At 66.8% G+C, this 20777-nt stretch carries 19 protein-coding genes; 9 read left to right on the top strand and 10 right to left on the bottom strand.

Features of this window, described 5'->3' with window-relative positions:
* Position 1 precedes the first annotated feature (1 nt).
* The 3 genes from ACFRAH_RS06250 to mnmA form a co-directional block, all read right to left on the bottom strand.
* On the bottom strand, positions 2–1093 hold the full coding sequence (locus ACFRAH_RS06250) for an ABC transporter permease (protein WP_377990027.1): 1092 nt from the start codon (positions 1091–1093) through the stop codon (positions 2–4).
* A gap of 129 nt (positions 1094–1222) precedes the next feature.
* Complete coding sequence (locus ACFRAH_RS06255; protein WP_377990028.1) at positions 1223–2857, bottom strand: ABC transporter substrate-binding protein; 1635 nt, start codon at positions 2855–2857, stop codon at positions 1223–1225.
* 248 nt (positions 2858–3105) lie between these two features.
* Positions 3106–4245: a tRNA 2-thiouridine(34) synthase MnmA gene (gene mnmA / locus ACFRAH_RS06260; RefSeq protein WP_377990029.1), complete on the bottom strand. Its 1140-nt coding sequence runs from the start codon at positions 4243–4245 to the stop codon at positions 3106–3108.
* Between the two features lie 155 nt (positions 4246–4400).
* Between mnmA and ACFRAH_RS06265 the strand changes: the two genes are divergently transcribed.
* Positions 4401–5657 (top strand): NAD(P)/FAD-dependent oxidoreductase, encoded by a 1257-nt coding sequence (locus ACFRAH_RS06265; protein WP_377990030.1) that lies wholly within the window; start codon positions 4401–4403, stop codon positions 5655–5657.
* Positions 5658–5683: 26 nt separating this feature from the next.
* Here the strand turns inward: ACFRAH_RS06265 and ACFRAH_RS06270 are convergent, their stop codons facing one another.
* Together ACFRAH_RS06270 and ACFRAH_RS06275 are read right to left on the bottom strand one after the other, a co-directional pair.
* Entirely contained in the window at positions 5684–6913 is a 1230-nt protein-coding gene (locus ACFRAH_RS06270; RefSeq protein ID WP_377990031.1) for a cysteine desulfurase family protein, read from the bottom strand.
* A gap of 53 nt (positions 6914–6966) precedes the next feature.
* Positions 6967–7656, bottom strand: coding sequence for a helix-turn-helix transcriptional regulator (locus ACFRAH_RS06275; protein WP_377990032.1), 690 nt, complete (start codon positions 7654–7656; stop codon positions 6967–6969).
* A gap of 108 nt (positions 7657–7764) precedes the next feature.
* Between ACFRAH_RS06275 and ACFRAH_RS06280 the strand changes: the two genes are divergently transcribed.
* The gene (locus tag ACFRAH_RS06280) at positions 7765–8196 is read left to right on the top strand and encodes a hypothetical protein (protein ID WP_377990058.1); all 432 of its coding nucleotides are present in this window, start codon (positions 7765–7767) and stop codon (positions 8194–8196) included.
* Here the strand turns inward: ACFRAH_RS06280 and ACFRAH_RS06285 are convergent.
* The gene (locus tag ACFRAH_RS06285; RefSeq protein ID WP_377990033.1) at positions 8166–8852 is read right to left on the bottom strand and encodes a hypothetical protein; all 687 of its coding nucleotides are present in this window, start codon (positions 8850–8852) and stop codon (positions 8166–8168) included. The genes ACFRAH_RS06280 and ACFRAH_RS06285 overlap by 31 nt on opposite strands.
* A gap of 157 nt (positions 8853–9009) precedes the next feature.
* Between ACFRAH_RS06285 and ACFRAH_RS06290 the strand changes: the two genes are divergently transcribed.
* The 5 genes from ACFRAH_RS06290 to ACFRAH_RS06310 all read left to right on the top strand — a co-directional run bounded on the left by ACFRAH_RS06290 (position 9010) and on the right by ACFRAH_RS06310 (position 12926).
* Entirely contained in the window at positions 9010–9954 is a 945-nt protein-coding gene (locus tag ACFRAH_RS06290) for a J domain-containing protein (RefSeq protein ID WP_377990034.1), read from the top strand.
* A 32-nt stretch (positions 9955–9986) separates the two neighbouring features.
* Positions 9987–10454, top strand: a complete 468-nt coding sequence (locus tag ACFRAH_RS06295) for a tRNA (cytidine(34)-2'-O)-methyltransferase (RefSeq protein ID WP_377990035.1) — start codon at positions 9987–9989, stop codon at positions 10452–10454.
* A 216-nt stretch (positions 10455–10670) separates the two neighbouring features.
* Entirely contained in the window at positions 10671–11276 is a 606-nt protein-coding gene (gene sigK / locus ACFRAH_RS06300; RefSeq protein WP_377990036.1) for an ECF RNA polymerase sigma factor SigK, read from the top strand.
* A gap of 2 nt (positions 11277–11278) precedes the next feature.
* Positions 11279–12124: an anti-sigma factor domain-containing protein gene (locus ACFRAH_RS06305; protein ID WP_377990037.1), complete on the top strand. Its 846-nt coding sequence runs from the start codon at positions 11279–11281 to the stop codon at positions 12122–12124.
* 40 nt (positions 12125–12164) lie between these two features.
* Positions 12165–12926, top strand: a complete 762-nt coding sequence (locus ACFRAH_RS06310; RefSeq protein WP_377990038.1) for a MerR family transcriptional regulator — start codon at positions 12165–12167, stop codon at positions 12924–12926.
* On the opposite strand, the gene ACFRAH_RS06315 is transcribed toward ACFRAH_RS06310, so the two are convergent.
* The 4 genes from ACFRAH_RS06315 to ACFRAH_RS06330 all read right to left on the bottom strand — a co-directional run bounded on the left by ACFRAH_RS06315 (position 12927) and on the right by ACFRAH_RS06330 (position 17360).
* Positions 12927–13706, bottom strand: coding sequence for a PIG-L deacetylase family protein (locus ACFRAH_RS06315; protein ID WP_377990039.1), 780 nt, complete (start codon positions 13704–13706; stop codon positions 12927–12929).
* 4 nt (positions 13707–13710) lie between these two features.
* On the bottom strand, positions 13711–14664 hold the full coding sequence (locus ACFRAH_RS06320; protein ID WP_377990040.1) for an electron transfer flavoprotein subunit alpha/FixB family protein: 954 nt from the start codon (positions 14662–14664) through the stop codon (positions 13711–13713).
* A 14-nt stretch (positions 14665–14678) separates the two neighbouring features.
* Complete coding sequence (locus ACFRAH_RS06325; RefSeq protein WP_377990059.1) at positions 14679–15479, bottom strand: electron transfer flavoprotein subunit beta/FixA family protein; 801 nt, start codon at positions 15477–15479, stop codon at positions 14679–14681.
* A gap of 228 nt (positions 15480–15707) precedes the next feature.
* Positions 15708–17360: a S1C family serine protease gene (locus ACFRAH_RS06330; RefSeq protein ID WP_377990041.1), complete on the bottom strand. Its 1653-nt coding sequence runs from the start codon at positions 17358–17360 to the stop codon at positions 15708–15710.
* Between the two features lie 307 nt (positions 17361–17667).
* On the opposite strand from ACFRAH_RS06330, the gene ACFRAH_RS06335 reads away from it, so the two are divergent.
* Positions 17668–19713, top strand: a complete 2046-nt coding sequence (locus ACFRAH_RS06335) for a TPM domain-containing protein (RefSeq protein WP_377990042.1) — start codon at positions 17668–17670, stop codon at positions 19711–19713.
* 109 nt (positions 19714–19822) lie between these two features.
* The gene (locus ACFRAH_RS06340; protein ID WP_377990043.1) at positions 19823–20617 is read left to right on the top strand and encodes a PspA/IM30 family protein; all 795 of its coding nucleotides are present in this window, start codon (positions 19823–19825) and stop codon (positions 20615–20617) included.
* Positions 20618–20777: the final 160 nt, after the last annotated feature.

The raw sequence follows: 20777 nt of genomic DNA on the forward strand, positions 1-20777 counted from the left end.
GTCAGTACCTCACACGGGGATCGATCAGCGCGGCCACGATGTCCACGATGAAGTTGGTGACGGCGACGATCACGGCCAGGAGCACCACGATGCCCTGCACCGCCACAAAGTCACGGGCCGTCAGGTAGTTGGCCAGCTGGAAGCCCAGCCCCTTCCACTCGAAGGTGGTCTCGGTGAGTACGGCACCGCCCAGCAGCACGGCGATCTGCAGACCCATCACGGTGATGATGGGGATCAGGGCCGGCTTGTAGGCGTGCTTGGTGACCAGCCGGAATTCGCTGACGCCACGTGAGCGTCCGGCCTCGATGTAGTCCCGGCCCAGGGTGCCGATGACGTTGGTGCGCACCAGCCGGAGGAAAATGCCGGCTGTCAGCAGGCCGAGGGCAACGGCGGGCAGGACGGCATGCGCCATCACGTCGCCGAGGGCGGCCATGTTGCCGCTTCTGAGCGCGTCGAGCCAATAGATTCCCGTAGGTGCTTGGAGTCCTGTGAGGGCAAGCTCGGTGGAGGTTTTCGCCCGGCCCGCCACGGGTAGCCAGCCAAGCCAGACGGAGAAGGTCAGCTTCAGCAGCAGCCCCGCAAAGAACACGGGAGTGGCATAGCAGAGGATCGCAAAGACGCGCAGCACGGCGTCGGGGAGGTGGTCACGCCGGTGCGCGGCGATCATCCCGAAGGGAATGCCCACCAGCAGCGCGACGATCAGCGCATTGATGGTCAGTTCCAGGGTTGCCAAGCCGTACGTCACCAGCATCTCGGTGACCTTGCGGTTATCGGACAGTGTGGTTCCGAAATTGCCCGTGACAAGCTGGCCCAGGTATTCGAAATACTGCACGGGAAGCGGACGGTCATAACCGGCCGCATGGATCCGTTCCTGCAACTGGTCCGGGGGCAGGCGGCCGCCCATCGCGGCCGTGATGGGATCCCCGGTGATCCGCATGAGGAAGAACACCATGGTCACCAGGATGAAGATGGTCGGAAAGATCAGGAGGAACCTGATCAGGAGGTATTGGCCCAGTCCCCCGCCGGACTTCTTTTTCTTTGTCGGCAAAAGGCCGTCGGCGTCGCTTGGCGGCGCCTCAATGAGAGTTGTCATTACTGCCTGATTCTGTGTTTCCGGATCCGTCGGGGACCTGGAATCGGCTGTTCACTGGCCAGCAGGAAGGCGGGACGCCCGGAAGGCGTCCCGCCTCCTTGGCTGGTCAGGACCTGATGGGGTGGGGCCCTACTTCGAGATCACTCCGAGGCGGGTCTTGAACGACGCGTCGAGGGTCTGGTCCACGCCCTTGACGTCTGCCCCCGCAACCATGAGCTGTGCGCCCTGCAGCAGCGGCAGGGTGGAGAGGTCCTTGGCGACGGCGGTCTGGGCATCGCCCAGCACCTTCTCGCGTTCGGCCTTGTCCACCGTGGTGAGCTGCTTGGTCACCAGGTCAGTGACAGCGGAGTTCTCGTAGTGGTTCTTCAGGAAGTTGCCGGGGATGAAGAACGGCGTGAGGTAGTTGTCGGCGTCGGAATAGTCCGGGAACCAGCCGAGCTGGTAGACCGGGTAGGCATCGGCCGTCCGGGCCTTGTTGTACGTGACCCATTCGGTGGACTGGAGGTCCACCTTGAACAGGCCCGACTTTTCCAGCTGTTCCTTGATCATGGCGTATTCGTCGCCCGAGGACTTGCCGTAGTGGTCCGCGTTGTACTGCAGCTTGATGTTGACGGTTCCGGTGATGCCGGCGTCGGCGAAGGCCTTCTTGGCCTTGTCCAGGCTGGGCTTGCCGTTGCCGTCGCCGTACATTTCCTTCAGCGGCTGGATGGCGCCGTTGAAGCCGTCCGGAACCACGGAGTAGGCGGGCAGGTAGGTGCCCTTGTAGACCTGGGTGGCGATCGCCTCGCGGTCCACAACGTCCGCCATCGCCTGGCGTACGGCGAGCGCCTTCTTGGCGTCGGCGTCGGCCGTCTTGGCGCCGAACGGCATGGTGTCAAAGTTGAAGACGATGTAGCGGAGTTCACCGCCGGGGCCCTTGTGCACCTTGACCTTTGAGTCCTTCTCAAGGTCGGCTGCGTCGGTGGCCGTCAGGCTGCGGCCGGCGACGTCGATGTTGCCCTGCTGGACATCCAGCTTCAGGTTGTTGGAGTCGGCGTAGTACTTGATGTTGGCGCCGTCGTTGGCGGGCTTGCCCAGGAGCCCCTGGTAGTCCGGGTTGGCCTTGAGGCTGACGAGCTCGTTCTTCTTGTAGCTCTCGATGGTGTAAGGCCCGGCAAACGGCTTGCCCTTGACGATTTCGTCGTCGCTGAGGACCTTGTCCGCCGGGAAGACCTCTTCGTCGACAATCGGTCCGGAGTTGGCGGCGAGAACGCCGGGGAAGACCTGGTCGTTGCCTGCCTTGAGGGTGAAGACCACTGTCGAGTCGTCCTTGGCCTCCACGGACTTCAGGTTCGACAGCAGTGCGGCCGGGCCGTTGGGGTCGGCGATCTTGACCACGCGGTCGATCGAGAACTTGACGTCGGAGGAGGTCAGGGCGTGGCCGTTGGCGAACTTCAGTCCCGGCTTGAGCTTAACGGTGTATTCCGTGGGCTTGGTGAAGGAGGCTGATTCGGCGATGTCCGGAACAGCATCGGCGCTGCCCGGCTTGGAGTTCATGAGGAAGGGATAAACCTGGTTCATCACCATGAACGAGCCGGCATCGTAGGAACCGGCCGGGTCCAGGGTGACAACCTTGTCCGTGGTCCCGTAGGTGATGGTGCCTCCGCCGGCGCCACCGGTGGAGGTGCCGCCGCCCCCGGACGGGCCGGTGCAGGCCGTGAGTGCGAAAGCGGAAACGCCTGCCAGCGCGATAGCGCTCCGCAAGGCCCTCTGGTTCTTTGCCATCTGTGAACTTTCTGTTCGATGAGTACGCGCGGGGTGCCCGATCTGACTCGTTTGCGGGCAGCCCGCTGATGCCTCTGATTCAACCAGAAGGTTGCCCGGTGAAACATTGCATCGTGTGAGTTGAGACACAAAATTTACCAGAAAGGCTGGCATGCTGCTGACCGAACGGTCGGGAACCGGTTGATAGGAACAAAAAACGGCCGGCGGAACTGTCCGCCGGCCGTTGTTCTCCGGAACCCGGAGCAGGGTTAAAGCTCTGCCCGCTGCAGGGACCGCGCAGCATCGATGGTCGCCTGGCCAAGGACCCGGCTCCCCTGGTAGAGCACCACGGTCTGGCCGGGTGAAACGCCGCGCAGCGGGTCCTTCAAGGTCACCACGAGGCTGTCCCGCTCAAACCCGGCGTCGTCGGCAACCCGCTCGATGCGTGCGCTCGCAGGAACGGGATCGCCGTGCGCGCGGACCTGCGCGTGGCAGTCAAAGTCGGCACCGGAGCCGACCTCATCGATGGGCAGGCCAGCCCAGGAAACCTTGATGCCGCGGATCTCGTCGATGGCCAGCAGGGCCTCGGGCCCCACCACCACCTTGTTTTCCTTCGGCCGGATCTCCAGCACAAAGCGCGGCTTGCCGTCCGCCGCCGGCCGGCCAAGCTTCAGCCCGCGCCGCTGGCCGACGGTGAAGGCGTTGGCTCCGCCGTGTTCGCCCACCTTGGCGCCGCTCTCGTCCACGATGTCGCCCGTGGTCATCTCGATCTTTTCGGCGAGCCATCCGGCGGTGTCACCGTCCGGGATGAAGCAGATGTCGTGGCTGTCCGGCTTGTTGGCCACGGACAGGCCGCGCCTTTCGGCTTCCGCCCGCACCTCAGCCTTGGATGGGGTGTCCGCGAGCGGGAACATGGAATGCTTCAGCTGCTCATGGGTGAGTACGCCCAGGACATAGCTCTGGTCCTTGGCCCAGTCGGCGGCACGGTGCAGTTCGCGGTTTCCGTCCGCATCCTCGATGACCTTGGCGTAGTGGCCGGTGCACACGGCATCGAACCCGAGGGCGATGGCCTTTTCGAGCAGGGCGGCAAACTTGATGCGCTCATTGCAGCGCATGCAGGGGTTGGGGGTGCGGCCGGCGGCGTATTCGTCGATGAAGTCCTGGACCACGTCCTCCTTGAACCGCTCCGAGAAATCCCACACGTAGTAGGGAATCCCCAGGACGTCGCACGCCCGCCAGGCATCGCGCGAATCTTCAATGGTGCAGCAGCCCCTGCTGCCGGTGCGCAGGGTGCCGGGCATCCTCGACAGCGCGAGGTGGACGCCGACGACGTCGTGCCCCGCCTCGACGGCGCGGGCGGCTGCGACAGCGGAGTCAACTCCGCCGCTCATGGCTGCTAGAACTCGCATTATGGCTTTCTGTTGACACCGGTTGCCGAACTATTCTACTGCCGGCCGGAATCACGGCCTAAATTCCCTTGACGGTCCCTGCCCGCCCTTCTAAAGTCACGAGTACCGTTTTTAGAATGCGGGCCGATGGCCTGCCGGGCGAATCGAGTAGCGCCATGACCCCTGAGAGCATTGTCATTGCCGGCGCCGGGCTGGCCGGAGCGACGGCGGCCCGCACCCTCCGCGCCGAAGGATACGCGGGGAACATCACCATCGCGGGAACGGAGCCGCACCATCCCTATCTGCGGCCGCCGCTGTCCAAGGAATACCTGCTGGGCAAAGCCGGGGAGGACGCCGTCGAGGTAGCGCCAGAGGGCTGGTACGCCGAGAACAACGTCAGGCTCCTGCTCGGCACACCGGTGGCATCGGTTGACCCGGCCGCCCATACTGTCCGCTTCGCAGACGGGACAGACCAAAGCTACGGTGCGCTGCTGCTGGCCCCCGGGGCAACACCCCGGACCCTTCCGATCGAAGGGACGGGGCTGGACGGCGTCAGTACCTTCCGCACGCTCGAGGACAGCCGCCGGCTGCGGGAACAACTGGCTCCCGGCGGCCGGAACGTTGTGCTCATCGGCTCCGGCTGGATCGGCATGGAACTGGCCGCGGCGGCAAGCACCTACGGTAACCGGGTCACCCTGCTCGGGCTGGAGGACATTCCGCTCGCCGCGGCCATCGGCCCGGAGCTCGGCAGCTTCTTCCGCACCCTGCACGAGGACAACGGGGTACAGTTCCGGCTCCCCGCCGCCGCGAAGGAGATCACCGGAGAGAACGGGAAGGTGACGGGCGTGGTGACCGACGCCGGCGAGCACCTGCCGGCGGACATCGTGATCATCGCCGTCGGCGTGGTGCCGGAAACAGCACTCGCCACCGCGGCCGGGTTGGAGGTCCGCAACGGCATCCTCACGGACGCGTCACTGCGCACCAGCGCCGCAGATATTTTCGCCGCCGGAGACGCCGCCAATGCCCTGCACCCATTCACGGGCGAGCACCACCGGAGTGAACACTGGTCCAATGCGCTCAACGGCGGGAAGGTGGCGGCCAGGGCCATGCTCAGCCAGGACGTTGCCTTGGACGTGGTGCCGTACTTCTACACGGACCAGTTCGACGTCAGCATGGAGTACTCCGGCTTCCCCTCCCTCGCGGCAAAGGTGGCCCCGGTCATCCGCGGCTCACTGGAGCGCAAGGAGTTCGTGGCTTTCTGGCAGCAGGAGGGGCGGGTGGTGGCCGGCATGAACGTCAACTGGCCCAGGTCCGTCAAGCCGGGCGCCCAGAAGACCATCAAGGCGCTCATATCCGCCCGGACCGAGGTGCCCGCGGAGAGGCTGGCCGATGAGACCGTGCCGTTTGACCGGCTGATGCCGGAGGCCGGCTGATATCGGGAGTCAGCCGGCGCCGGCGCTCAGCTACTGCCGGAACTCTGGCGGGCCACCGTGGCAGCCGTTTGGATGGACGATTCGTGGCCGGCCATTCCGGCCTGTCGAGCCCGGTCATAGGCGCCGGGCAGGGCCGCCAGCAGTGCGTCCACGTCCGCCTCCGTTGACGGATGCCCAAGCGTGAAGCGCTGCGCACCGCGCGCAGTCTCCTCGTCCAGGCCCATGGCAAGGAGGACGTGTGAGGGCCGCGGTACACCGGCGGTACAGGCGGAGCCGGTGGACGATTCCACGCCCGCGAGGTCCAGGAGGAACAGCAGGGAGTCCCCCTCGCACCCGGGGAACGTGAAATGGGCGTTGCCGGGCAGCCGGCCCGCACCCGCCGGCCCGCGCAGCACCGCCGCCGGAACCGCCTCGCGGACCCCCGTTATGAGCCGGTCGCGCAGCCCCGAAATCCGTGCCGCCTCGGCTTCGAGGTTCTTGGCCGCAGACTCAGCCGCGGCGGCGAAGGCCGCAATGGATGCCGTGTCCAGGGTTCCCGAGCGGACATCCCGTTCCTGGCCGCCGCCATGCTGCACCGGGGTGAGCTTCACCGACCGCCCCAGAATGAGCGCGCCTACTCCGACCGGCCCGCCGATCTTGTGGCCTGAGATGGACATGGCATCCAGCCCGGAGGCGCGGAAATCAACTGGGACAGACCCGAACGCCTGGACCGCATCGGAATGCACAGGGACGCCGGCTGCGTGCGCGAGCTCCACAATCCGGTGGATGGGCTGAATGCTCCCCACCTCATTGTTGGCCCACATGGCAGTCACCAGCGCAATGGACTCCGGCTCACGCAGCAGCTCTGCCTGCAGGGCGTCGAGATCCAGCACACCCTCAGGATCGACGGGCAGCCAAGAAATCTCTGCCCCTTCGTGGCGTTCCAGCCACTCCACTGTGTCCAGCACGGCGTGGTGCTCGACGGCGGAGCACAGGATCCGCCGCCGGCGTGGGTCTGCCGCCAGCCGGGACCAGTACATGCCCTTAACGGCCAAGTTGTCCGCTTCGGTGCCGCCCGAGGTGAAGATGACCTCCGAAGGATGGGCGCCTGCTGCCGCGGCCAGGGTTTCCCGCGCATCCTCCACGGAACGCCTGGCCCGGCGTCCGGAACCGTGAAGGGACGAGGGGTTCCCGGTCCGGGACAGCTCGCGCGTCAGCGCAGCCAGGGCTTCGGCGGCGATCGGGGTGGTGGCGGCATGGTCCAGGTAAACAGGCACGCTTAAATTCTAGACGCCGCCAAAATTCCAGCGCTGCCGCACTGCCTGAGCCGTCATGGCCTGATCCTGGCGCAGCAGCGCCCGACCGTCCGGTCCTCTTCCACCTTCTCCTCCGGCACCCCGCAGGCAGCGGCCGCGCCACTGAGAAACGCGCCGTTCATGGCACAGACCACCTCCGTATGACCGTCGGCCAGCCGGTGGAAGGGACAGTTCATGAGGATGATTCCACCCTCCCCGTCCCGTTCCGGCATGTACCCAACGCTGCCCAGCACCTCATCCAGGGATGCCCCATCGGTTCCCAGTGCCCGCCCCCGGGAGTAGGACGCCTCGGCCAGCGCCTCGCCTACCTCTCCCCCGCCGGCCATGGCGGACTGAATCGCCGTGGCCATCAGCTCCCCGGCCAGATCGTAGCTGCGGTCCGGAACCGAGGCACCCACTTCTTCCAGCGCCGGGCGGTACAGCTTCGCCGGCCGCCCCGACCCCGGGCCGGCTTTTCCGCCGAGCTTGCGGAATTCGACGGCGAGCAACCCGTCCCGGGCCAGCCTGTCCAGGTGGAAGGACGCAGTGGACCGGGGCATGTCCAGCGCGGCCGCGGCGTCGTCACGACCCACCGCCGACCGCTGGCCGGCGACGTACTCAAAAAGGCGCCGCCTTCCGGTGTCCCCCAGCGAAGCAAGGGCCGCCAGACGGCCGGCCCATGAAAGAGCGGTCTTGGATTCGCGGTGGTCAGCTGGGCGGTCCATAAATCCAGCGTAACTCTAAAATCAAGATCCGTTGCTAAAGAAGGAGAAGGAGTTCTAAAATCAAGCTATCTACTTTTAGAAGGAGGCTTGACCGTGAAAACCACAGCAATGAAAGAGTCCGCGAAGCCGCAGGCGCTCGCAACTGATCCGGCCCACCAGGCGTTCCTGCTGCTGCGCACGGTGTTCACCGTGGCGCCCATCCTTTTCGGCCTGGATAAGTTCACCAATCTGCTGACGGACTGGACCGGCTATCTCGCGCCGATGGTTCCGGACGCCCTGCATTTGCCGGCACAGACGGTGATGTATGCCGTCGGAGTTATCGAAGTCATTGCCGGAATCCTGGTGGCCCTCCGGCCGCGGATCGGTTCGCTCGTGGTGGCTGCCTGGCTCGTCGGGATCATCGTGAACCTGCTCATCCTCGGGGCCTTCTACGACGTCGCCCTGCGCGACTTCGGACTCTTCGTGGGCGCGCTGGCGCTCAACCGGCTGGCCACAGCCGCAGCGGCGCATCAGCCGGGCGGGACCACCGTGAGCCACTGAGCAATGTCTGCCCGGGCGGCGGCGAGCGCCGCCGCCGTCGGGCAGGATGCAGACACGTAAACGGACGAGCCGGCAGTTCCGAAGACCCGGGCCAGCACCGCGGTGGCCCTGCCGGGCTTTTGGCCTGAGGGTTTGGCGGCCCGTTCCAGGGCCAGGACCTCCACGTCCGGGCCGGGTTTGCCCCGTTCACCGCCCCAACGCAGCGATGCCGGCTTCAGGTAGGCAGGCAGGATCGTGGGGTCGAGGTAGGCAAACAGCGCGGCCGTCGACTCCCTGTCATCAGCTGCCACCAAAGGCCACTGGTTCTGGCGCACCCCGGCCGCCACCTGGCAGCCATCGGACTTTTGATAGCGGCTTGTGCCACCGGCGTTACTGACCATCTGTTTCCAGTGCGGCGCTTCGGCCAGGTCCTCCGACAGCCCGACGGGGACACCATGCGCCAGGGCGGACCCTGCGGAGAACGGCATGTCGCGGGCAGCCACCGCACCGGCGTCGTGGCCAGGGGTGATGGTCGGCGTGGCCGGTCCGCTGGCGGGCAGCGGATTACTTGAGGCAGCCGGGTCCGGAACTCCGATGCTGCAGCCACCGAGGAGTGCAGCGGCCGCCGCCACCACGAATGCACGGCCCGCACCGCCGCATCCTGTCCGAAGTCCCATTCCGAAGAGTCTAGTAGTCCTGCTAGTCCCTTGTTTCCGCGTCGGGAACCGGCAGCCCTGCTGCAGTCGTTGTTCCAGGAGACCGCCAGGACCGGCTTATATGCTTGGCACACCGGGCCGCGCATGCACGCCGGCAACAACGACTTAAGGACCATGCTTGACCAAGGGCAGCAGTTCCCACTACGAAGTGCTCCGCGTGGCGGTGACCGCGACGGAGAGGGAGATCAAGGTGGCCTACCGCAAGGCTGCCCGCGCTTCTCATCCTGACCACGGAGGCGACGCCGCCCTGTTCCGCCAGGTGACCCTTGCGTATGAAACGCTCATCGATCCCCAGCGGCGGGCCGCCTATGACCGATCCTATGCGGCCGGCCCGCGACGGAACCGGCACGACAGCGACGAGGCGCACTTCGACGCCCCCGCTGCCGGGAGCCACGCCTCCGCCACGATCCACAAGCCGGGAACGCCCCGGAACACGTCCGGCGATGCGCCGGTCTACGTGCCGCCGTTCGACACGATTGGCGCCGTTCCGCTCCTGCCGCCCGAGCTGGCAGGCCAGCAGGTCCACGGCATGCCGAGGAAGCGGGGCATCTTCGGCGCTGAAGCCAGGATCCAGCGGGAGCTGCGCACCGTCCAGCTGATCAGCAGGCAGGTCCTGCCGGCGATTCCGGCGGCACGCCTGATCAACGGGCTGCAGTCCCCGGCGGACAACAGCCACATTGACCATGCATTGCTCGCGGGCTACCGCCTTGCGCTGGTCGGTTCCATGCTGCTGCCCAAGGGCGCGTATGCCTGGGACGGAACCACGCTCAATCACGGCGGCCGGTCGATCGCCCCGCCGCAGCTGACCCACGTTGTCAGGCGGATGCAGGACATTTTTCCCGAGCTCAACGTGACCGGATGGACCGTGGTCCACAGCCCGGACGGCAACCTCCACGAACCCGTCATCGACCGCCACCGCCGCTCCCGCGGAGACTCGGACCTTGTCCAGGTGGTCAACGCGGCCGGCCTCGCCCGCGGGCTCAAGGAGTTCCTCTCCTCCGGTCCGGCACCCAACACCGTCAACGTTCCGGTCCTGGCGCGGCTGCTCAGGGGCATGCACTGAGAGTCGGTTCTGGCCGACGCTAGGATGGAAGCGTGTTCCGCATCCTCTTCCACACGCCTGAAATCCCCGGCAATACGGGCAACGCCATCCGCCTCGCCGCCATCACCGGCGCCGAGCTCCACCTCGTGGAGCCGTTGGGGTTCGACTTCTCCGATGCCAAGCTCCGCCGGGCCGGCCTGGACTACCACGACCTGGCGGTGGTCACCGTCCACTCCAGCATCGAGGCTGCGTGGGAGGCCCTGCAGCCGGAGCGCGTCTTCGCCTTCACGTCCGACGGCGAGATGTCCTACACGGACATTGCCTACCGGCCAGGTGACGTCCTCATGTTCGGCCCGGAGTCCGTGGGCCTGCCGGACGAGCTGAAGCGCGATCCCCACGTCACGTCCCGGGTGCGCCTGCCCATGCTCCCCTCGCTGCGGTCACTGAACCTGGCAAATGCGGCCTCCATCGCGGTCTATGAGGCCTGGCGCCAGCAGGGATTCACCGGCGCACAGCTGTGAGCGCAGCCCGTGGGCAGGGCCACCCATCCAAGGGGTGTGCCGCAACGAATCCCTCCTGAACACGTCCGGAGGACGTGCCCACCCACGGGGCGTAAGGAGCGGCAGGTGACGGCACTACGGCGGGGCAACGCCGCATTCCCTTTTGCCCGGCACGAGGCTGCCGTGGCCGCACACGGTGTGCCACGCCCGCCGGCAGGCCACCTATGCTTGGGAGTGATGGAAACTCCCAACGCGCCGAACTTTGACGCCACCGCGCCGCCCGGCACCGCCGTCGACCTTAACCAGCAGCTGGCCCAGCTGCTGGAGCGGATTGCCCAAGGCGACCAGGCGTCCTTCGCCGAGTTCTACCGGCTCACGTCGCGCCGGGTCTTCGGCATGGCGCGCCGGGTGCTCATCGACCCGGAGCTCAGCGAGGACACCGTCCAGGAGGTCTTCCTGCAAGTCTGGCAAAACGCCGGCAGGTTCGACCCCGCGAGCGGAAGCCCCCTTGCCTGGCTCATGACCATCTCGCACCGCCGGGCCGTGGACAGGGTCAGGTCCGCACAGTCGGCGAGCGAACGCGAGGCCCGGTACGGCGCCGCCAGCCAGGACATCGACCACGACTCGGTGCAGGACGAGGTGGACAGCCGGCTCGAGGCCGAAACCGTGGTGCGGTGCCTGGAGACCCTGACCGAAACGCAGCAGGAATCCGTGCGGCTCGCCTACTACGGCGGCCTCACCTACCGAGAAGTCGCAGAAAAGCTGAACGCGGCGGTTCCAACCATAAAGTCCCGCATCCGCGACGGACTGATCCGACTCAAGACCTGCCTGGGGGTGAGCTGACAATGACCGATACGAATGATTCCCGCGGCCGCCAGCTGCCCAGGGCCTTTGCCGCCGACATTTCCACCGATCTTGCGGCCGGCCGCGCCGTTGAGCTGGCCGAGATTTACGCTCTGGACGCCATCAGCGACGCGGAGCGGGAAGCCATCGACGCCTATGTCAGCAGCGCTCCGGAGGCGGAGCGGGCGTCCTTCAACGAACGCGTACGCCAGGCCAGGGAAACGCTCGCCATGTCCTTCACGGCCGAGGAGGAACCGCCCGCGGACCTGTTCGCCCGGATCGTCTCGCAGCTTCCCGCGCCTGCGGCTGAGCCTGCCGGGGCGGAGGATGCCACGGACGCGGCGGCGGAGCCTGCCGCCGATGAACTTTCCGCCGCGCGCCAGCGCCGTGAAGTCCGACGCCGGACGGGCGGGCTCCGCAACTGGCTCATCGGTGTGGCCGCCGCTGCCGTAATCGCGCTCGGCGGGGTAGGGATCGGGGCGTACATGGCCAACCAGAACGATCCCCTCAGGCAGGTTATCGAGGCGCAGGACGCGCGGCAGGCGACTGTCGACGTCAGCGGCGGAGGCACCGCGACGGTTTCAATCTCGTCGTCGCACGATGCCCTGGTGGTCCGGATGAAGGACGTGCCGCCGCCGCCCGCGGGCAAGGTGTACCAGATGTGGCTGATTCCCAAGGATGGTTCCACTCCGGTGTCCCAGGGCCTGATGGACGCGGAGGCCCTGTCGAAGCCTGCCCTGGTCAAGGGCATCGGTTCCGCCGCGGCGCTCGGCATCACGGTGGAACCCGCCGGCGGATCGGCTACCCCGACCCTGCCCACAGTGGCTGCCGCCCCGCTCAACACCTGACGCTTGACGTTGACGTTGCGTCAACTTCTACGCTGGAGGCATGAAGCAGGAAGAACTCCGGAGCTGGTCCATCGCCGAGCTGGCGAAGCTGAGCAGGGTCTCATCCAGGACCCTCCGGCACTACCACCAGGTGGGGTTGCTGCCGCCTGCCTACACCGGGCACAACGGCTACCGCTACTACACGCAGCCTGAACTGCTGCGCCTCCAGCGGATCCTGCTTCTCCGCGAACTTGGCCTGGGGCTGGAAACCATTGGCCAGGTTCTTGACGGCCAGGCAGACCAGCTGGATGCACTGAGCGTGCACCGTAAGTGGCTGCTGGCCGAGCGCGACCGCCTCGACCGGATGGCCAGGACGGTCGGGGCGACCATATCGGCACTGCAGCGAGGAGACGCCATGTCAGGCGAGGAAATTTTCAGGGACTTTGACACCAACCCCTACGAGGAGGAGGCCCGCCAGCGGTGGGGCGACCGGGCAGTGGAGGACAGCAAGGCGCGGCACGCCGCGCTGAGCGCTGATGACAAGCAGGCCTTTCTGGCGGAGGCCGCGGCGATCAACGAGGAACTGGCCCGGTGCCTGGACGCCGGCCTGCCGGCGGATAACGCGCGGGTGCAGGCCGCCGTCGAACGCCATTACCGCTGGGTCTGCGTCAGCTGGACACCGGATGCGGACAGCTACGTGGGCCTGGGCCGGATGTACGTCGAGGATCCGCGGTTCACCGCCTTCTACGACAACAGCCGCGCAGGCCTCGCCCCCTACCTTCTGGAGGGGATCAAGGTCTACGCGGCGTCGCAGCTGGGGTAGCTAGAAGCCCGCGATCGTCCCGGGGCCGTTGACCATGACCACGTGGAATGCCTCGGCGCTCCGCCCGTCGGGCAGTCCGGCACGTTCGGCGTACTCGCGCATGCCGCGGCGCACCCTGGCTTCCATGGCCGCCGTATCCGGATGCTGGCTGACATGGACGTGGATCGCCTCAAGCTTGCTCTCCACGTGCTCCGTGACATCCACATAGTGGTTCTCCCGTTCCTCGGGCCCTGCAAAGAGCCACAGCCACGGAACCTTGTAGGCGTCGAGGCCGGCCTCGGCGAGGTCCGGGTAAGCGAAGGGGTTTTCCACGGCCGGGTAGATGGCGCGGGTCACCGCCTCCCCCACCGCCAGGTGATCCGGATGGCTCTTCTGGATGCGCTTCCAGTTGCGTTCCGGATGCATGGAAAGCACGACGTCGGGCCGGACTTCGCGGATCAGCTTCACCACTCCGCGCATCACCTCGTGGTTCGGTTCAAGGTACCCGTCCCGCTGGTGCAGGTAGTGGATGTCCTTGACTCCGACGAGGGCCGCGGCGCGCTCCTGCTCCGCTGCCCGGAGCGCGATGATCTCGGCGCGCTGGGCAGGGTCGAAGCCGCCGGCGTCGCCGTCCGTCATGATGCAGTAGCTGACCTCGACGCCGGCCGCCGTCCACGCGGCAATGGTGCCGGCGGCGCCGAAATCGATGTCGTCGGGATGGGCTGAGAAACAGAGCACCCGCTCAATCCGGTGCTGTTCCGGATTGAACGGGCTCTGCGCTGATGCAGCGTTTGGGCTCAAGGATTCAGCCCTTGCGCTTCTTGATTTCTTCGGTGGCCTGCGGCAGCACCTGGAAGAGGTCACCGACGATGCCGAAGTCCGCGATTTCGAACACCGGCGATTCCGCGTCCTTGTTCACGGCGACGATCACCTTGGCGGTCTGCATGCCGGCCTTCTGCTGGATGGCGCCGGAGATGCCGGCGGAAATGTACAGCTGCGGCGAGACGGTCTTGCCGGTCTGGCCGACCTGCGCGTCGTGGCTGATCCAGCCGGCGTCGGTTGCCGCGCGGGAGGCGCCGACGGCAGCACCCAGGGCGTCCGCCAGCTCCTCCACGGGACCGAAGTCGCCGTCGAGGCCGCGTCCGCCGGCCACCACGATGCGCGCATCGTTGAGGTCCGGACGGCCGCTGGCCACCTTCTGTTCCCGCGAGGTGATGCGGGCTGCAGCGGCGGCTGCGTCAGCAGGGGCGTCCACGGTCACGGTTTCGGGCACACCGGGAGCCGTCGCCGGCTCGGGGTCCACGGAGTTTGCCTTGACGGAAAGCACGGTGACCGGGGTGGTGGCCTTCGCCGTCGTGGTGTACGAACCTGCCAGCACTGACTTGTGGGCAGTGCCGTCGGGGTCAACGGCGACGACGTCGGTGATGACACCGGCGCTCAGCCGGATGCCGAGCCGGGCAGCGATTTCCTTGCCTTCGGGTGAGTTCTCGAGCAGCACGGTGGTGGCACCGGACTTGTCGGCCACGGCGGCCAGGAAGGCGGCCTTCGGGGCGACGAGGTAGTCGTCAAGGTCCGCAGCCGACGGACGGAAGACACTGGAGGCACCGTAGGCGCCCAGGGTGCCTGCGGCGTCGTCGGACAGTTCGCCGTTGACCGCCACGGCTGTTTCCCCGAGGGAACGGCCGATGGTGAGGAGTTCCAGGCTGCTCTTCTTGAGAGCCTGCCCGGGGTTGTCAATGAATACCAGTACGTTTGCCATGTTGTGGAGTCCTCTTAGAGCAGCTTCTGGGCGGCCAGGAAGTCAACCAGCTTGATGCCGGCGTCGCCTTCGTCCGTGATGATGGTGCCGGCGGTGCGCGGCGGGCGTTCCTCGGCCGCCGTCACCCGGGTCCAGGAGCCGGCATGGCCCACCTGGGAGGAATCCACTCCGATATCGGCCAGGGACAGGGTGGTGATGCTCTTGCGCTTGGCCGCGATGATGCCCTTGAAGTTGGGGTAGCGCGGTTCGTTGATCTGGTCCGTCACGGAGACCACGGCCGGCAGGGACGCCTCAACCGTTTCCGAGTGGGTGTCCGCATCGCGGCGTGCCGTGACACGGCCGCCGTCGACGTCCAGGGAGGAGGCGAAGGTGACCTGCGGCAGTCCCAGACGCTCGGCGAGCTGCGCCGGCACCAGGGAGGTCTCGCCGTCGGTGGAGGCCATGCCGGTCAGTACCAGGTCCACGGGGGCGTCCGCACCGAGGTGGCGGACCGCGGCGGCGAGCGCCAGGGAGGTGGCCGCCGCATCCGAGCCGGCAAGTGCCGCATCGGTAAGGTGCACGCCCTCGGTGGCGCCGATCTGCAGGGACTTCTTGATGGCGTTCACGGCACCGGCCGGCCCCATGCTCAAGGCGATCACCTTGTTGCCGCCCTTGGCTCCGCCGCGGGCTTCGGCGAGCTGCAGCGCGGCTTCCAGCGCGTATTCATCCAGTTCAGACAGGATGCTCTCGTCGCGGTCCGTGGTGTGGCCCTCGCCGCTGAGGTGCCGGTCGAACTGGGCGTCCGGCACATGCTTGACCAGGACGACGATCTTCAATGTCTCTTCCACTGTATTTACAGCAGCCTTCCGTGCTTGTGGATAGCCAGCCGGGTGGGGTCATGGCCGTGGAACGCCCGGGATACGGGTAGCTCCTAGCTAACCATATTGGCTCCGTCATATGACGTCCCGTTAACGCCTGTGTCAAAGGCATGGACAACGACGGCGGGCCGCACCCTCGATCTCAAGGAGTGCGGCCCGGCGTCGTGCTGCTGCTACTGGCTCTGTTTACTGTTCGGCTGCGGCACCCAGCGTCACGTCCAGCTGCTGCTCGCGGCCGTTGCGCAGGACAGTGATCTTCACCGAGGAGCCGGACGGCTGCTCGCGGACGGCCGCCGTCAGCTGGTTCGGGTCGCTGATGGCCAGGTCGTTGAAGCGCGTCACCACGTCTCCCACCCGGATCCCTGCCTTGGCCGCCGCGGAGCCTTGCTCGACCGAGGCCACATCGGCTCCCGTGGAGAACCCGGCATCCGATGCCGACTTCGCCTGGACGCTCACGCCCAACTGGCCGTGGGTGGCCTTGCCGTTGTCGATGATTTCCTGCGCCACGCGCTTGGCATTGTTGATCGGGATGCTGAAGCCCACGCCAATGTTGCCTGTTCCGCTGGCTGCGGAGCTGCCGCCGGCGGAGGCGATGGCGACGTTGACGCCGATCACTTCACCCTTGCTGTTCACCAGGGCACCGCCGGAGTTGCCCGGGTTGATGGCCGCATCGGTCTGGATGACGTTAATGGCGATCGACCCCTTGTTGGCCGAGCTCTGGCCCTGCCCCTGGCCCGGAGGAGCGAACTCGAAGCCCTGGTCGCCGCCCTGGGAGTTGTCCGTCCCTTCCTTCGGGGCCGCCGAAGACGCGACGCTGATGGTCCTGTTCAGCGTGGAAACAATGCCGTCCGTCACCGTGCCGGTCAGGCCCAGCGGCGAACCTATGGCCACGGCTGTGTCCCCGACGTTCAGCTTGCCCGAATCACCCAGCGCTGCGGGCGTGAGGCCGGACGGGTTGTCCGCCTTGATGACCGCGAGGTCGGAGAGCGGGTCGGTGCCAACCACCTTGGCGCTGAGGACGCGGCCGTCGTTCGTACGGATTTGAATGTCCGCATTTGCGGTGGACCCGTCCAGCGTCACCACATGGGTGTTGGTGAGGATGTGGCCCTGGTCGTCGAGGATGATCCCGGAGCCGGTGCCGCCCTCGCTGCCACTGGTGGCTTTGATGGTCACTACGCTCGGCGAAGCTTTGACGGCCGCCGCCGTGATCTCGTTGACCGAGTCCTGGTTGTTGACGATGACCGTGCCGGGCTGGCTGCCGGAGCTGACGGCGGGCGCCGTGCCGCCGGCGTCGAACAGGTTGCCGGACCCGACTGTTGCCACGCCGCCGCCCACGAGCCCTGCGGCCAGGATGCTGGCCACAAGCGTGCCGACGCCGAAGGTCGCCTTGCGCTTGGGCTGGCTGGCACGGTTGTCCTGGAAAGCGGCATGGCTGTTGTGCTGGGTGTACTGGCCGTTGTGCTGGGAGTATGGGGAACCGGCCTGCTGGGCAGGCGGTCCCGACTGCTGGCCGTAGAAGGGGGCGTGCTGGGGGTATACGGGATGCGGGCCGCCGGAACGCTGCTCCTGCGGGTGCTCGCGGTTCACGGCAGGGCTGCCGTACGCCTGGCCTTCATCGGCGTGGCCTTCGCGGGGCTGGCCAGCGTTGTGCGTGAGCCGCTCCAGCGGCGTGGTGGGGTTCCTGTCGGCTTCAAGGCGCACAGTGGGGTTCTCGGAACCGTCGTGCTCAGGTGGCTGGAGACCCTCTGCGGGCTCAGGCCGAGGGGTCGGATCATCAACAGGGTGCCCTGCATGATCCCGGTTCTCAGGTGCTGCGCCCGGTACTGGGTGCTCAGTCATTGGACTTCCTTTCATCCGCGTCTGTATTAACTATGGACGATCGGACTGAAACTAATTCGGACGTTTGCTGGGAGGTTCCTGAATGCCCTCCGTGATGGCGCTATTGCCAGTCTTCAGGGCTGTCACCTAACTGTTCAGCGCTTTTCGCTGGTGGCATATTCCCCGCCGTGGACGGTCCCTCTGGTGCACCATAGAATCAAGAAGAATTGCCACAGCGACCTGCGGCTTTACACCCGGCGTGGGGGCGCTGCTGCATTCTGTGACGGCTGTTCGTCCCGAACCAGCCGCGGCGTGCTGAAGGGTTGCCATGCGGTCAATGTTAAAACGTGTTCTCGCCGTGATCGGCCTGACGGGAATGCTGGCGGCTCCCGCCGCGGCAGCCTGGGCTGAGGATCCGGTAACGCTCGATCCGGTAACGAAGATTGTCGACACCGCCGGCGCGCTGGGCCCCCGGAAAGCCGATGTCGAACAGGCAATCAAGAAACTCGGTACCGACCACGCCATGACTTTGCACGTGGTCTACGTGAAGAAGTTCGAGAATCCCACCGACGGAACGGCATGGGCTGCCGACGTCGCCAAGAAAGCCAACCTCGGCTCCAATGCCCTAGTGCTCGCCGTTGCCACTGAGACCCGGAAGTACCAGTTGAGCAAGCCCGCCAGCAGCAAGATCACCAACGCGCAGCGTGACACGATCGTGAAGAGCGCCGTCGACCCCCAGCTTCGCAACGGTGATTACGCGCAGGCCGCCATCGACACAGCCGCCGCCGTCGGCGACGCGGCCGGAGGCGGGAGCGGCAACGTACCCTCGGGCGCCGGTGCAGGCACAGCGATTCTCGTGGGCGCCGGCGTCGTCGCTGCCGGTGGCGCCGGCACGTATCTCTACCTGCGCAACCGGCGCAAGAAGGCCGGCCAGGCGTCCAGTGCAAGCTACGGGCCGCAGGGGGCCGAACTCGATCCTTTGGCCGGCATGAGCATCGAGGACCTGCGCAGGAAGAGCGGCTCCCTGCTGATTGAGGCAGACGACGCGATCAAGTCGAGCGAGCAGGAACTCGGCTTCGCCGAGGCGCAGTACGGGGAAGCGGCCGTCGGCAACTTCACCAAGGCGCTGCAGGAAGCAAAGGCGCACATGTCCGAGTCGTTCAAGCTGCAGCAGCAGCTGGACGACCACATCCCCGACACCGAAGAACAGCAGCGCAGCTGGCTCGGCGAAATCATCCGGCGATCTGAAGCCGCTCTCGCCTCGTTGCAGGAGCAGAAAGCCGACTTCGACTCGCTACGCGAACTCGAGAAAAACGCACCGCAGGCCCTCGCGGCAGTGGAAGCAGGCGCCGCTGAAGCGGACACCAAGATCGCCCGGGCGGACCAAACCCTCGCCGAACTGCGCGGCAAGTACGCCGATACTGCTCTCGCGCAGGTCTCGGACAACATCACCCAGGCCAAGGAACGGCTCGCGTTCGTGCAGAATGCCAGTGCCACTGCCCGCGAGAAGCTCGCCGCCGGCGAGGGCAGCCTCGCCGCTGTCGCCGTCCGCGCGTCGGAGGAGAGCCTGCACCAGACCAAGGTGCTGCTGGATGCAATCTCCAAGGTGGCCGGGAACCTGGACTCGGCCCGCCAGGGACTGGAGTCCGCTGTTGTGGACACCTCACAGGACCTTGCCCAGGCGCGGGCCATGATCCAGTCCGGCGCCCACCCGGAGCTCGAGGGACCGGTGGCCGGCGTGGAGGCAGCCCTAGCCCGCGTGAAGAGCGAAATCCAGAGCGGCAGGATTGACCCCATTGCCACCCTGGAGCGGGTCGAATCCGCGCATCAGACGCTCGACCAGGCTTTGGGCGGGATCCGGGACCAGCAGGAGCAGGCCCGCAGGGCGCAGGCTTCACTGCAGCAGACCATCATGTCGGCCCAGGCCCAGATCAGCGCGACGTCGGATTACATCACTGCCCGCCGCGGCGGCGTGGGTACCGAGGCACGGACCCGCCTGGCCGAGGCCCAGCGCAACCTCGACTACGCCCTGTCCATCTCGCGCAACGACCCCGTGACAGCGCTGACCTACGCGCAGCAGGCGCACGCCCTGGCGGCCCAGGCGGCCCAGCTGGCGCAGTCAGACGTCGACAGCTTCGGCTACGCCAACCAGGGCTACGGCCGCGGCGGCATGTTCGGTGGCGGAGGCGGAGGAGGCCTCGGCGGCGCCATCCTTGGTGGCATCCTCATCAACTCCATCCTCAACGGCGGCAGCGGCGGCGGCTGGGGCGGCGGCCACAGCGACGGCGGAGGCTGGGGTGACGGCGGCGGCTTTGGCGGTGACTCCGGCGGCGGTGATTGGGGAGGCGACTTCGGCGGCGGAGGAGACTTCTAACCGGCAAAGCTGAGCGCCGGCCCGGAGCACCGGGCCGGCGGACAGAAGCGGTACAACAACTGGTCACTGAATTCAGTGGCACACACGGAGCAGGACGAAAGGTAACACCATGGTTAAGCAGTCCATTTTCGGCCGCATGGCGCAGCTGGCGAAGGCAAACATCAACGCCTTGCTGGACCAGGCCGAGGACCCGCAGAAGATGCTGGACCAGATGGTCCGGGACTACACCAACAACATTGCCGAAGCCGAGTCCGCGGTGGCCCAGACCATCGGAAACCTGCGCATGCTCCAGGACGACTACAACGAGGACATCAAGAACGCGCAGGACTGGGGCAACAAGGCACTTGCGGCCTCCCGCAAGGCCGATGAATTCCGCGGCGCCGGCAATGCGGCCGATGCGCAGAAGTTCGACAACCTGGCAAAGGTAGCGCTGCAGCGGCAGATCTCGTCGGAAAACGAAGCCCGCGCCGCGGAGCCCAACATTGCCTCCCAGAGCGAAGTAGTGGACCGCCTCAAGACCGGCCTGGACCAGATGAAGGGCAAGCTGAACCAGCTGACAAGCAAGCGCAACGAACTGGTGGCCCGCTCCAAGACCGCGGCCGCCCAGTCCCAGGTCCACGACGCGCTCCGCAGCATCGACATCCTCGACCCCACCAGCGAGGTGGGCCGCTTCGAAGAAAAGATCCGCCGCGAAGAGGCCAAGGTCCGCGGCCAGCAGGAGCTCGCCGCTTCCAGCCTCGACGCCCAGTTCAACCAGCTGGAGGACCTCGGCGAACAGACCGAAATCGAGGCCCGGCTTGCCGCACTGAAGTCAGGCAACGCCAAGCCCGCCATCGGGGCCGGCGGCAACTCGGCGTCGGCATCCTCCTCCACCGTGGACGAGGCTGACTTCGACAAGCTGTAAGCAGCACTTACCCTGAGGCGCCCGAAGCGCCGCCGGGGGGGGGGCGGGGGCCCCCCGCGCGCCCCCCCCCCCCCCCCCCAGGACCCCCCCCCCCCCCCCCGGGGGGGGGGTCCCAAAGCCGCCCCCCAAATATTGGGCCGCGGGGCCCGGCCGCCGCCCA

Origin of the sequence: Arthrobacter sp. NPDC056727, assembly GCF_042790555.1 — a bacterium.
In the GTDB taxonomy this organism is placed as follows: domain Bacteria; phylum Actinomycetota; class Actinomycetes; order Actinomycetales; family Micrococcaceae; genus Arthrobacter.